Raw genomic sequence first — 12,666 nt, forward strand, 5'->3', positions numbered from 1 at the left:
TTAACTGAAAAAGTAATAGGTTTTGCTAAAGCAGGTACAACTAATCAAAGTTGTACCTGCTTTTTTTTGTAATAATAAGTTGAAAAGACCTATCGTTTTGCTGTAATAGCCCTAATTAATGGGTAGCGATATCGGCTACCTTAAAGAAGTGCATTAAAATGAGTTGAGGAGGTTATTGGGATGAACAAGAAAAGTAAAGCGCTACCATTTTATTGGTTAGTAGTATTACTTGTTTTAACATCCTGTTCTAATGATGCTGGCGATAGAGAAAAAGCTACAGATCACGAGAACAGTAATGTGAACCAAAGAGAAGATGTTGACTACGCTAACAGTAAAGCGGAGCTAACTATTTTTTCAATTGAAAGCCCAGAGATGTTTGAAGAACTATTTGGACAGCACATAAAACAGAAGTTTCCCAATTACAAAATTACGTATATCGGAGAAACGTCAGACCAAAAAATTGATCATATTATAGCTTCCGGTACTAAAATTGATATTTATATTGATCGTGTAGGTGATTTGACTCGAGATTATATTCCAAGAGGGCTTGCCTATGATATGACACCTTTAGTAGAAAAGCATAACATTGATTTAAATCGGTTTGAAGCGGGATATGTTGCCGATGGTACGTTTGACGAATCGCTTTTTATGTTACCATTACTAGATAATAAGTTTGTTTTGTATTATAACAAAGATATTTTTGATAAGTTTGGCGTTGCGTATCCTACAGATGGGATGACATGGGAAGAAGTGTTTGGATTGTCCAAACAAATAACAAGATCGGAAGGAGGCAAACAATATATTGGATTGTGGACATCACCTAAGCACTTTATTCGTGTCAATCCGCTATCTTTAGATTTTGTAGATGCAGCAACATCCAAAGCAAAAGTAAATATGAGCGAATGGAAACAATTTTTTGATGAAGTTATTTTTCCATGGACGAGTGATCCCGGAATTCAAAGAAGAGCTAATGAAAATTGGCTCAATCACGGAGATTTTAACAAAGAGTTTAATGTGGCTATGTATATTTATCAAGATATTTGGATGGCAACTGCGGAAGATTCACTAGCGATGAATTGGGATATTGTTTCTGTTCCTACCTTTAAAGACAAACCAAAAGTCGGCATGCAAGCTTATACAAGAAGTGCTGGAATTACAGCTACAAGCAAACATAAAGATGCTGCTATGCTTGTCATCGATTATTTAACATCAGAAGAGTTTCAAATGATTCTTTCACGCAAAGGAATGATTACACCATTAAAATCAGAACAAGTGAGAGCAGAAATTTATGCGGATACGCCGTTCAAAGAAGATAAAAATTTGCAAGCGTTATTTTATAATGGTATTGCTCCTAGCCGCAACTATCATCAATACGATGAGCATGTCATAAATGCCTTTGAAAAATATATTATGGAAGTAAGTCAAGGCAAAATGGATGAAGTTACTGCACTGCGAAGTGCCGAAGAAAAAGCGAATCAATTGATTCAAGAACAATCTAGTCAGCAGTAAGAAAAAGTGATATCTGTATCTAGTCGATAGATATGTGCTTTAATTAAATAGAAAGAAGGATTACACTAATTATGTCAGCCCCACAAAAGTCGTTTTTATTTCGACGTTATATTTCGTTTTTAAAACCATATCGTAGCGCACTATTACTAATTATTCTGTTAGGGATATTACAATTTACAGTGCCACTTACCGTACCTTGGATGACCAAAATAATGATTGATGAAGTGTTACCACAAGTAGAAGGTAGCAGCTGGACTTTGGGAAAAGTACTTCTTATTTTAGGTGCAGTCTATTTGTTTGGCATTATAGTTAGTTTTTTCAGACAGTGGATGACGGCTAAAATGGGTAATGCGATGGTACGTGACGTTCGTGTACAGTTATATAGTCATCTACAAAAAATGTCGCAACAGTTTTACGATAGCAGGCAAGTAGGAGGAATTATATCTCGCGTACTGAATGATGTTAATGGCGCACAACAACTCATTAATGGTGGAGTTATTAATTTAACAGTTGATTTATTTCTTGTTATTTTTGCTGGATTTATGTTATTTCGGATGGATTGGGGATTAGCATTATTAGCACTGTGGCTGCTACCGTTCTACTACTTGACCTTTACTAACTTAAATGTACGGATGCGCTTTGCATGGCGTTCCGTACATCGACAGATGGAGCGAATATCTGGCATTTTGGTAGAACGATTGTCTGGTATGAAAATAGTGCAAGCGTTTAATAGAGAACGAGCAGAGATGGAGCGATTCAAACAGCAAGTGAATGCACATTATGCTTATGCGATGTCAGCCAATATGTTGTCAAACTTTTTAAGTAGATTTAGTCAGACGTTTCAAGATGCTGGTGGATTAATTATTTGGTTTGCTGGCGGGACGATGGTATTGCGAGGGAAACTATCGATTGGTGAACTGATTGCGTTTCAATCTTACTTGGCACAACTATATGGACCGATTCAACGATTTTCAGAAGTTAATATGACCATTCAAAATTCACTGACTAACGTTGAGCGAATATTTGAAGTGTTAGATATCGATCCTCAAATTAAAAATAAAAAAGAAGCTATTCCGTTTCCAGTGTGCAAAGGAGACATAGCTTTTAAACAAGTGCATTTTACTTATATCATGGAGCGTCCCGAAAAACCTGCAAAGGAAAATGTAAATTATAGTCAAGATATTGTGCCCAAAGTGAAACCACCAAAACGATTTTATTGGGTTCCACCTAGAACGAAGCCAGATTTACCACCTGTTACGGTAGAGAAGCGAAAGGCGCTTACTAACATTAATTTGACAGTGAAAAGTGGGCAAGTCGTTGCTCTTGTCGGTCCTAGTGGTGCTGGTAAATCAACGATCATTCATTTGATCGCTCGTTTTTACGATCCTGATGAAGGAAGTATTACGATGGATGGCATCGATATTAGAGAGTACGACTTAGGAGATTTGCGTAGCCATATTGCGATGGTACTGCAAGATAATATTTTGTTCTCTGGTACAGTATTTGAAAATATTGCTTACGGACATCCCAATGCAACGGAAGCAGCAGTTTATGCAGCAGCGGCGGCGGCAAATGCGCATGAATTTATCGAAAAATGGGATTTGAAATATGAAACGGTTATTGGTGAACGAGGGGTACGATTATCGGGAGGACAGAAACAACGAATTGCGATAGCGCGTGCTTTGCTAAAAGACCCTCGCATTTTAATATTGGATGAAGCAACATCTGCACTTGATGCCGATTCCGAACATTTAGTGACAGAAGCACTAGAGAGATTAATGAAAAATAGAACGACTTTTATTATTGCCCATCGGTTAGCTACTGTCATACGTGCAGATCAAATTATAGTAGTCGATGAAGGAACGATAGTTCAAAGTGGAAAGCATGAACAGTTACTTGCGGAACAAGGAGTATACCGTTCGCTGTATGAAAAACAGTTCAAAGCTATGCGACCTGAAGCGCTATTAGGCAGCTTATAGATCTGAGGGACAATCTAATAAAAAACGAAAAGAAGCTGGATAGAAAAACAATCCGTTTTTCCATCCAGTTTCTTTTTGTTTCTTTTATTGCTTGATACAACCCTCAAAAAACCCAATTTATCCGTTTTTTCGTATAAAACATTACGTTACTATCCACTTCACAAGTCCGTTTATACGTTTTATCATACAAACCCTAAGTTACTAGCCCCTTCGCAAGTCCGTTTATACGTTTTATCATACAAACCCTAAGTTACTAGCCCCTTCGCAAGTCCGTTTATACGTTTTATCATACAAACCCTACGTTACTAGCCCCTTCACAAGTCCGTTTATCCGTTTTTTCGTATGAAATACGATGCACTTCTAAATACTAGCTACTCTTTTGTTTTCTGAATGTTACAAATTTGTAAACCAACGATCCCAAATCAATCACAGTAATTAATATTATAGTAGGGATAACCCAAATACGTGTGTTGTCCCAGATGGTAGTGGCGAAGATGATATTGGCTTCGGTATGTTCGAATAATGGTGTTTGAGCGAGTTGAGCTATAAATTGTCCGTTCCAAATGGAAGGATGAGAGAATAAAGCAATACCAACGGCTAAACTGATTAACGACCAAATAGCATGAGCTACAAAAATACCAGTAGTCCATTGTCCGCGGATCATCTTAATTATTTCTAGAACAATGGCATAAAAAATGGTGATCCAAATGAAAGGTAAATAAGTTTTAAATACATCTATATTCAGAAAAGGAACTAACTCCCAGTTTAATTGCCCTTCCACTTTTAAGAAAGCACCGATATATGCTGGTGAAAAGGTAAACAATGCAAAAGCAAATACTTGAACAATGATAGCAATAATAGCACTAGACGGTTTAATTTTTAATCGCTCATGAACAAGCGGGGGTAACATAGACGGCTCCCACTGTTTATTTGAATGATTCCATTCCGATGTAATAATATTCGATTTCTGGATAAGTGCAAAAATAATAGTTACCCAAGCAAAAGATTCCAATGCAACAGAAAAGATGGAAGCAATATAATTACCGAATGGAAATGATCTTTCATCTATTGCAAGCCCAAGTTGTATTCCGAACGATATAGTCATTCCTATGACAGACGCTACTATAACGATTTTCAAAATGGTTTTGTATAAATCAAACAGGTTAGGTCCAATTAAATAACGAGGTTTTGCATCATATTGTTCAGCAAATGTATCGGGCGCACCGAGCGAACGTAAAATTTTATCGATTGCCTGTTCACGATTTTCGCCAGCAACTAATCTTTCCTCCAGCATGTCAGCAATAAGACTTTCAAGTTCTGCTTTAATGTCTGCTCGTTGACTCAACGGAAGGTGTGAGATGACGGCATGAATGTAACGCTCTGTATAATCCATGGCTAATTATCCTTTCTTGTTTATAATAGTTTCAATATGATGAATCATATTCGTCCATTCCACACAAAGCTGTTCATATACTTGTATTCCTAGCTCGCTTAACAAATAATATTTTCGTGGTCTAGTTTCAGATGTATCCCATTCACTTACTAGAACACCTTGTTTTTCTAATCTACGTAGAAGAGGATAGAGCGTACCTGGTTCAACGGTAAACCCATCGGTCTCTAGAATAGTGACTAACGAATAACCATATTCTGGTTTACGTAGCTGACCAAGCACTGCTAGTATTATCGTTCCGCGACGCAGCTCTAGCATAAAGCTATTAACGAGCTCACTGACTTGTTCCATATTATCAACTCCTAAATTTATTATACTGTGTAGCGCACACTATTGTAAATAAAATAATATTGCTTTATCTAAACTTGGATCAAAATTTTACATACTTTTAATAACTAATTATGTAAGGTCTATGGAGTAGTCCTTCAATTAGACGTATAATTATAAGAGTTTAAAGATGAGTAATCAGACAATGTTATTTTTTTGAAAATAACAAGGAATTTAGCTTTTGATGTCGAATGTGAAATATGATACATATGATATAACTATATAGACAGTTTTTTTGAAAATTGGGCGGTGTTAATAAATGATACGAACGATTTTAATTGATGACGAGCCATTGGCCGTTTTATATTTACAACAACTTTTAAAAGTTTTTCCTGAAATTGTTGTTCTAGAAACATTTACAGATCCTGCTGAAGCGATTCGTAAAGCTGCTGAATTAAAACCAGAATTAGTCTTTTTAGATATTGACATGCCGGGGATGCATGGTTTACAAGTAGCCGATCATTTGAATCAAATGTTGCAAGATTGTGATATTGTGTTTGTTACAGCCTATAATCAGTATGCATTAGAAGCTTTTGAGGTTAGTGCTTTAGATTATATTTTAAAACCAATTCAAAGCAAACGATTGACAAAAACAGTAGAAAAGCTGTTACGCCGTCATAACAATATGATGCCAGTACAAATAAAAAGTGTGACTGATGAAGTTATTCGCTGTCTAAATCGATTACAATTTGAGCAAGCGAATGGAAAAATTCATGCTCTGCGCTGGAGAACTTCCAAAGCAGAAGAATTATTTGCTTATTTGCTGCATCATCGTAAAGGTTTTGTGAATAAAGAAATGATAAGCGATATTTTGTGGCCAGATGTTGATTCGAAAAAAGCAATGACATCTTTATATACAACGATATATTTGATTAGAAAAACATTAAGTGAAGCAAATATACCTATTACGATTTCGAATATGGGAGGTCATAGTGGCTATGCGTTAGAGCTTGAAAATTATACGATTGATGTAGATATATGGGAAGAGGCTTTAAGCAAGTTAGCTCCAATATCGTTAAGTAACGTAGATCAGCATCAGCAATGGCTTGATTATTATGTCGGTGATTATTATGCAGATCACTACTATGTCTGGGCTGAAAGTGAACGACAACGGCTTGGCTGGATATGGCGTAATCACGCATTAAGTTTAGCGGAGTTTTATGTGACGCATAATTTGTTGCCCGAAGCAGTATCGATATATCAGCGGATGATTGATATTCAGCCATTAAGTGAATTGGTATATTTTAAAATAATGAAGTTATATGCGAAATTAGGGCAAACTGAAGCAATAGAACTTTATTATAGACAATTGAGCAGGCTGCTGCGACAAGAGCTTGATATTGACGTGCCTGTTGAAATTGCATCGTGGTATGAATCTTGGAAAAGTTAATCTAATATGTGACGAAGCACCGACAAAGTTTCAAAGTTTATTCACAATTCCGTTTTAAATAGTATAATACAAATAAGATGGCGCAAGAGTAAGGAGGGGAACGCTATGCTGGGAGTACCTACAAGTATATGGGTTGCCACAGTTATTGTCGTTATTGGAGTAGCATGGATGACTTTTTGGATTACAAATAAAGCTTATTCGAAGCGCTGGGAAGACCACGATGACCGTATTGACGGAGTTTAGTGAATGTAATTAATCATAATTTTTTACGGAATATATGTAGAACTTATATGTAATTAATAAAGGGCATCTTCCAAGTAATGCGTTATTGGAAGGTGCCGCTTTTTTTTGTGACGAAAAAGTATCATTGTTTATGCCATGGTTAGTTATTGTAGTACTCGGTGAAAATAATGTTCTGCGTGCTGTCTATCTAATTCCATTTGGGCGATAAGATCATCTAAGTTTTCAAATTTCAACTCATTACGTACTAATTGCTCAAAATAGATAGCGACTTGTTGCCCGTAGAGATTACCTGAGAAGTTTAAAATATAACCTTCGATCAAATAATGTTTGCCATCAACGGTAGGTCGGAACCCTGCACTAATTAAAGCTGGAAGTTGTTCTTTTTTATTGTTTTCCGTGGTAACCTCTACTCTACCTATATAGACACCAGGTTTTGGTGGTACATAATCATGCGCCATTCCACCTAAATTTATTGTCGGAAATCCAAGTGTACGTCCGAGTGCATTGCCATGGATAACTTCTCCCCACACGGCATATTTTCGCCCTAATTGCTCATTAGCTGCTTCTATTTGACCGTTTTTCAAAAAATGTCGGATAGATGTGCTACTGATTTTTTCGGTTGTCGCTTGCAGTAAAGGAATAACATCAACAATAATACCAATATCACCGCATAATTTACTTAATGTCTCCGCATTTGCGCTACCGTCTTTACCAAGTCGGAAATCTGCTCCGATAACTAATCGTTGCACATTCAACGCTGCCAAATGTTGCTGAACAAACTGTTCTGCTGTAATAGCGGAAAATTCCTTCGTAAAATTAATATGATAAAATTTTTCAACACCCATGCTTTCCAATAAAACCAGTTTATGCTGCAGTGGTGTTAAATGTTGTCTATATTCATCTTCTCCACGTAAAATCCAGCGAGGATGGTCGGAAAAACTCATAACTGCTAGTTTTCCTTGTTTATGTTGCAATGCATTTTGAAGTAATTGAACATGGCCTCGGTGCACGCCATCAAACTTCCCAATGACGAGCGTTATCGGAGTTTGATCTTGTGCTGGCGTAGTGGTGACTTCTATAAGTTCCATATAATCCCTTCTTTGCCGATAGTCAAATGTAATACAGCTTGTTTCGCATATTTATATAGTATATCGAAGTGAAAGGAATAGGGGAAGTCTTTTCCCCTTGTATTATTATTAAATTACGGAGTTAAACGTAAAATAACTTGATTTACTTTTTGAAGATGATCGGTTATTAATAATGCTGTTTGCGTTGTATTTTGTTGTGCAATAGCATTATAAATTTGCAAATGTTCTTCGTATAATGCTTCCGCTGTATTTTGATCAGCAAAAAACCATAGTTTTCGGGTATCACGCATACTTTCTTTTAACCTTGTAGCAATCGATTCCATCATGGCGATAAATAGAGAGTTGTGAGAGGCATGTGCTAAAGTGAGATGAAAATCAATATCTGCTTGTTCGCTTTCTATTTCATCAGATAGATGCTGCTGCATTGTAGTTAATATACGCCATAGTCGTTCCAAATCTTCATCGGTCCGTCTAATAGCTGCATAATGAGCGCAACCAGCTTCAATATACTGCCTTACTTCCAAAATTTCGCGTAATTCTATCGTCTGGCTAAACAATTGTATTACATTCTGTTGCGTTTTACTTTGTGACAAACTATCTGCAACATAAGTACCGCCACCATGTTGAATATGAAGCATTCCGATTGCTTTTAGGGCACTAAGTGCTTCTCTGATTGTGGAACGACCTACTTGATAACGCGCTGCAAATTGTACGACAGTTGGTAATTTTTCGCCTGGCTTATATTTTCCTGATAAAATTTCTTGTTTTAAATGTTCCATCACATATTCTGAGCCTTTGGGCGGTTTATTAAACATGTTGGTCATCGTATCCCTTCAACTGAAGTCTATACATCTATTCAATCATAAGCTATAATAAAACAAAAGTCATCTGATGACATGATGAGTTTATCACTCTAGACAAGAATGGAAGGTAGGGAGCTGCATGTTAACAGAAGCGGTCAAACAGCAATTATGTGAAGTAGTAGGCAGTAAATATTATAAAGATGATATGGAAGCGTTAATTACACATTCCTTTGATGGAACACCTATGTTACAAAGCTTGCCTGACGGTGTCATATACCCTGCGAGTACACAGGAAGTTTCTGGAATTATGAAAGTGCTTTCTCAACATAAAATTCCTATCGTTGGAAGAGGATCTGGTACGAACTTATGTGGAGGTACTGTCCCTATTCAAGGGGGAGTTGTTATGGTGATGCATCGGATGAATCGCATATTGGAGCTAGATACGCAAAATTTAACAGCAACGGTACAACCGGGACTAATTACGGCTCAGTTTATTGAACAGGTGGAGCAAGCGGGATTATTTTATCCTCCGGACCCAAGCAGTATGAGTATATCAACAATAGGCGGTAATATAGCGGAATGTTCTGGAGGTTTACGCGGGTTAAAGTATGGGACGACTAAAGACTACGTGCTAGGTCTAGAAGCAGTACTTGCATCAGGGGAAATTATTCGAACTGGTGGTAAATTAATGAAGGATGTCGCCGGATATGATTTGACGAAGCTGTTAATCGGATCGGAAGGTACGCTGGCAATTATTACAGAAGCAACGTTGAAGTTAGTGCCAAAACCACCGTACAAAAAAACGATGTTAGCGATGTTTCATGATTTGTACGATGCTGCCAAAACGGTATCTGCTATTATTGAACAACGAATAATACCTGCTACATTAGAATTTTTGGATAATGCGACGATTCGAGTGGTGGATGATTTTGCGAAGTTAGGTTTGCCGCATCATGTAGAGGCTATGTTAATTATTGAACAAGATGGCGATCCATCTACTGTAGAACGTGATATTGCAGCGATTGCTGAAATATGTGAGCAGTATCATGCTGATAAAATACAAATTGCGGAAACTAGTGAAGAAGCTGAAAAGTTACTGACAGCAAGGCGTAGTGCCTTTACTGCATTAGCTAGACTTAAACCGACGACGATATTAGAAGATGCAACCGTCCCACGTTCCAAAATAGCCGATATGGTATTAGCAATTAATCGCATTGCAGAGAAGTATCAGGTGCAAATATGTACGTTCGGACATGCAGGGGATGGCAATTTGCATCCGACAGCAATGACTGATGCTCGAGATGAGGAAGAAGTAGCACGAGTAGAACAAGCATTTGCAGAAATATTTGAAGCAGCTATCTCATTGGGCGGTACGATTACAGGGGAACATGGTGTCGGTATAGTGAAAGCTCCTTATTTGGAGTGGAAGGTTGGGAGCAGTGGTGTTGCTTTGATGCAAGGAATTAAAGCGGTATTTGATCCAGATCATTTACTTAACCCAGGAAAAATGTTTGCCAAATCAGCGAAAAAAAGAGTGGTGTTACATCGTGACTAGTCGAGTAGATGTTGTAGAAAAACCATCTAACGATAAGAAGAGTAAGACAGAGGCGCTCCGCCAAACGTTAAAAGTACAGTTGGATTATGATCAATTAACGAATTGTATGCGTTGCGGGTTTTGTTTGCCTGCCTGCCCAACGTTTAAAATTACTGGTATGGAAGCAGAATCACCGCGCGGACGAATTTCTTTGATGAAAGCAGCGGTTGATGGTTTGATGGAGCCAGGTATTGCTTTTGAAGATCAAATGAATCACTGTTTAGGATGTCGTGCTTGTGAGCCTGCCTGCCCTGCTGATGTCAAATATGGTCAATTAATCGAGCAAGCGAAAGATGCCATCGAAAAGCATACGACGCAACATCGTACGTGGGTAAAGGGATTACGCTATATGATGCTAAAAAAGGTAGTACCTAATCAAAAGCGGATGCAGCTTGTTGGGCGTGGTTTGCAATTATACAAAAAGTCAGGATTACAAAAATTTGTTCAGAAAACAGGAGCGGCAGCTGTCTTGTCAGCTCATATGAAAGATATGGAAATGGTTATTCCAGATGGAAGTGGCAAAGGAGTTGTCGAGCAGCTAGGGACGTTTATTCCAGCAAAAGGGATAGCGGAAAAAGTAGCTACTGTAGCTATGTTCCGAGGTTGTATGATGGATACGATGTTTTATGAAACGAATCGAAAAACGATAGCTTTACTGAGTGAAGCTGGTTTCGATATCGTTATTCCCGAGACGCAGCGTTGCTGCGGAGCGATGCAGGCACATAGTGGTGAAGTGGATGTTGCAAAAGCACAAGCGAGAGATAATATAAAAGCATTTCGAAATAGTGGAGCAGATTTCATCGTCTCAAATGCTGGTGGCTGTGGTGCTTTGTTAGTGGAATATGATATTTTATTAAAAGATGAGCCGGAGTATCAAGCAGACGCTACTTGGTTTGCCAAACGAGTGTTAGATGTTAGTACGTTGTTAATGAAGCATGGAAGAAAGTTAACTTATCACTACAATACATCTGGCGAGACCACTACTTTACCTATTGTGACGTATCAAGATTCGTGTCATTTGCGGAATGTAATGAAAGGTGGAGAAGCGCCGCGGCAATTGTTAAAGCAAGTGTCAGGTATACAGTTGGTAGAAATGAAAGCAGCTAGTAGTTGCTGTGGATCAGCGGGCACTTATAATTTGACACAACCGGAGATGGCTAATCAAATATTGGAACATAAGATGTGTGATGTCAATGAAACGATGGCGAATCGAATAATAACGAGTAATCCTGGTTGTCAATTACAAATGCAGTTAGGTGTTAATAAACATGGGAATAATAATGAAATAATAGTTGAACATATTATTGATTTCCTATATGATTGCTTGCAGCGTGTGGAACGTGTAGAATAATAAGTAACAGATAAAAAGAGGAGAACCGACTGGGGCTCTTCTTTTCGTAATTTAGCATATACATACACGCTTTACTTGGCAGTTAGAATAGAGAATGCTGGGCAAGCAAAATATGTTGACGAAGGAGTTATTACTTTGAATGACGCATTGAAAATGTTGAAAAACACTAGCCGCACATTTTTTATTCCCATCAACAAGTTAAAAGGACAACTGCAAGATGCAGTAGCATCTGCTTACTTGTGCATGCGAGCAATTGACGAAATTGAAGATCATCCGGAGCTGCCTGAATCGTACAAAGTAGAAAAGCTAATGCAGGTTCACGAAGCATTTCTATCGGATCAACCGATTGAGCGCATCGAGCAGTTACTTACTAAAGAACAACAACTATTGCCTGAAGTCACTTATCGTATGGCAGAGTGGGCTAGTTTATGCCCAGAATCAGCAAGAACAGCTGTTTTTCGGCATACGGCGAAAATGTCCAAGCAAATGGCAGAGTGGGTTGCAGTTGATTGGAAAATTGAAACAGAAGCTGATTTGGATGGCTATACGTATAGTGTTGCTGGAATGGTTGGCGAAATGTTATCGGATATTTGGTATTGGTACGATGGCACAATTACAGATCGCAACAAAGCAGTAGCTTTCGGTAGGGGGCTGCAAGCGGTTAACATATTACGCAATCGACAAGAAGATATGGAGCGGGGAGTTAATTTTTTTCCAGTAGGTTGGGACATGCAGCAAATGGTACAATATACGTTGCGAAATCTTAGTGTCGCTGATGAATATGTACGGGAACTCAAAGAAGGTCAGCCGAGAACGTTTTGTAAAATACCGCTAACGTTGGCACATGCTACAGTAAAGCTAATAAAATCTGGTGGGAATAAATTGACTCGTGATACGGTGCTTCGATTAGTCAATAGCATTACGTAAAAAGT

General features: G+C 38.0%; 11 protein-coding genes. 7 read left to right on the plus strand and 4 right to left on the minus strand.

From position 1 onward, the window contains the following. Positions 1-180: 180 nt before the first annotated feature. Positions 181-1,509 carry an extracellular solute-binding protein gene (locus ACFSTH_RS10010; RefSeq protein ID WP_377774450.1) on the plus strand — a complete coding sequence of 443 codons (1,329 nt, stop codon included), beginning with the start codon at positions 181-183 and terminating at the stop codon, positions 1,507-1,509. A 71-nt stretch (positions 1,510-1,580) separates the two neighbouring features. Continuing rightward, positions 1,581-3,488, plus strand: a complete 1,908-nt coding sequence (locus ACFSTH_RS10015; protein ID WP_377774448.1) for an ABC transporter ATP-binding protein — start codon at positions 1,581-1,583, stop codon at positions 3,486-3,488. Between the two features lie 367 nt (positions 3,489-3,855). On the opposite strand, the gene ACFSTH_RS10020 is transcribed toward ACFSTH_RS10015, so the two are convergent. After that, entirely contained in the window at positions 3,856-4,881 is a 1,026-nt protein-coding gene (locus ACFSTH_RS10020; RefSeq protein ID WP_377774446.1) for a permease prefix domain 1-containing protein, read from the minus strand. A gap of 6 nt (positions 4,882-4,887) precedes the next feature. Further along, complete coding sequence (locus ACFSTH_RS10025) at positions 4,888-5,229, minus strand: PadR family transcriptional regulator (protein WP_377774444.1); 342 nt, start codon at positions 5,227-5,229, stop codon at positions 4,888-4,890. Positions 5,230-5,524: 295 nt separating this feature from the next. Between ACFSTH_RS10025 and ACFSTH_RS10030 the strand changes: the two genes are divergently transcribed. Both ACFSTH_RS10030 and ACFSTH_RS10035 read left to right on the plus strand, forming a co-directional pair. Beyond that, positions 5,525-6,655 carry a response regulator gene (locus tag ACFSTH_RS10030; RefSeq protein WP_377774442.1) on the plus strand — a complete coding sequence of 377 codons (1,131 nt, stop codon included), beginning with the start codon at positions 5,525-5,527 and terminating at the stop codon, positions 6,653-6,655. A gap of 105 nt (positions 6,656-6,760) precedes the next feature. After that, positions 6,761-6,898, plus strand: coding sequence for a hypothetical protein (locus ACFSTH_RS10035; protein ID WP_377774440.1), 138 nt, complete (start codon positions 6,761-6,763; stop codon positions 6,896-6,898). A 143-nt stretch (positions 6,899-7,041) separates the two neighbouring features. Here ACFSTH_RS10035 and ACFSTH_RS10040 read toward each other — a convergent pair whose 3' ends face one another. Next, positions 7,042-7,986 (minus strand): bifunctional riboflavin kinase/FAD synthetase, encoded by a 945-nt coding sequence (locus ACFSTH_RS10040; protein ID WP_377774438.1) that lies wholly within the window; start codon positions 7,984-7,986, stop codon positions 7,042-7,044. Between the two features lie 113 nt (positions 7,987-8,099). Beyond that, positions 8,100-8,810, minus strand: a complete 711-nt coding sequence (locus tag ACFSTH_RS10045) for a FadR/GntR family transcriptional regulator (protein ID WP_377774436.1) — start codon at positions 8,808-8,810, stop codon at positions 8,100-8,102. Between the two features lie 118 nt (positions 8,811-8,928). Between ACFSTH_RS10045 and ACFSTH_RS10050 the strand changes: the two genes are divergently transcribed. The 3 genes from ACFSTH_RS10050 to ACFSTH_RS10060 all read left to right on the plus strand — a co-directional run bounded on the left by ACFSTH_RS10050 (position 8,929) and on the right by ACFSTH_RS10060 (position 12,661). Then, positions 8,929-10,344, plus strand: a complete 1,416-nt coding sequence (locus ACFSTH_RS10050) for an FAD-binding oxidoreductase (protein ID WP_377774434.1) — start codon at positions 8,929-8,931, stop codon at positions 10,342-10,344. After that, a complete protein-coding gene (locus ACFSTH_RS10055) occupies positions 10,337-11,734 on the plus strand; it encodes a (Fe-S)-binding protein (protein WP_377774432.1) in 1,398 nt (465 codons plus the stop codon). The genes ACFSTH_RS10050 and ACFSTH_RS10055 overlap by 8 nt, the downstream gene beginning before the upstream one ends. Before the next feature lie 153 nt (positions 11,735-11,887). After that, positions 11,888-12,661, plus strand: coding sequence for a squalene/phytoene synthase family protein (locus ACFSTH_RS10060; RefSeq protein WP_377774510.1), 774 nt, complete (start codon positions 11,888-11,890; stop codon positions 12,659-12,661). The last annotated feature ends 5 nt before the right edge of the window (positions 12,662-12,666 follow it).

This window comes from Paenibacillus yanchengensis, from assembly GCF_042684845.1.
Classification (GTDB): Bacteria; Bacillota; Bacilli; order Paenibacillales; family Paenibacillaceae; genus Pristimantibacillus; species Pristimantibacillus yanchengensis.

What these genes read in the sequence shown, in the direction of transcription:
- ACFSTH_RS10010 (WP_377774450.1), top strand. Translation starts at nt 181, where the DNA reads ATGAACAAGAAAAGTAAAGCGCTACCATTTTATTGGTTAGTAGTATTA.
- ACFSTH_RS10015 (WP_377774448.1), top strand. Translation starts at nt 1,581, where the DNA reads ATGTCAGCCCCACAAAAGTCGTTTTTATTTCGACGTTATATTTCGTTT.
- ACFSTH_RS10020 (WP_377774446.1), bottom strand. Translation starts at nt 4,881, where the DNA reads ATGGATTATACAGAGCGTTACATTCATGCCGTCATCTCACACCTTCCG.
- ACFSTH_RS10025 (WP_377774444.1), bottom strand. Translation starts at nt 5,229, where the DNA reads ATGGAACAAGTCAGTGAGCTCGTTAATAGCTTTATGCTAGAGCTGCGT.
- ACFSTH_RS10030 (WP_377774442.1), top strand. Translation starts at nt 5,525, where the DNA reads ATGATACGAACGATTTTAATTGATGACGAGCCATTGGCCGTTTTATAT.
- ACFSTH_RS10035 (WP_377774440.1), top strand. Translation starts at nt 6,761, where the DNA reads ATGCTGGGAGTACCTACAAGTATATGGGTTGCCACAGTTATTGTCGTT.
- ACFSTH_RS10040 (WP_377774438.1), bottom strand. Translation starts at nt 7,986, where the DNA reads ATGGAACTTATAGAAGTCACCACTACGCCAGCACAAGATCAAACTCCG.
- ACFSTH_RS10045 (WP_377774436.1), bottom strand. Translation starts at nt 8,810, where the DNA reads ATGACCAACATGTTTAATAAACCGCCCAAAGGCTCAGAATATGTGATG.
- ACFSTH_RS10050 (WP_377774434.1), top strand. Translation starts at nt 8,929, where the DNA reads ATGTTAACAGAAGCGGTCAAACAGCAATTATGTGAAGTAGTAGGCAGT.
- ACFSTH_RS10060 (WP_377774510.1), top strand. Translation starts at nt 11,888, where the DNA reads ATGTTGAAAAACACTAGCCGCACATTTTTTATTCCCATCAACAAGTTA.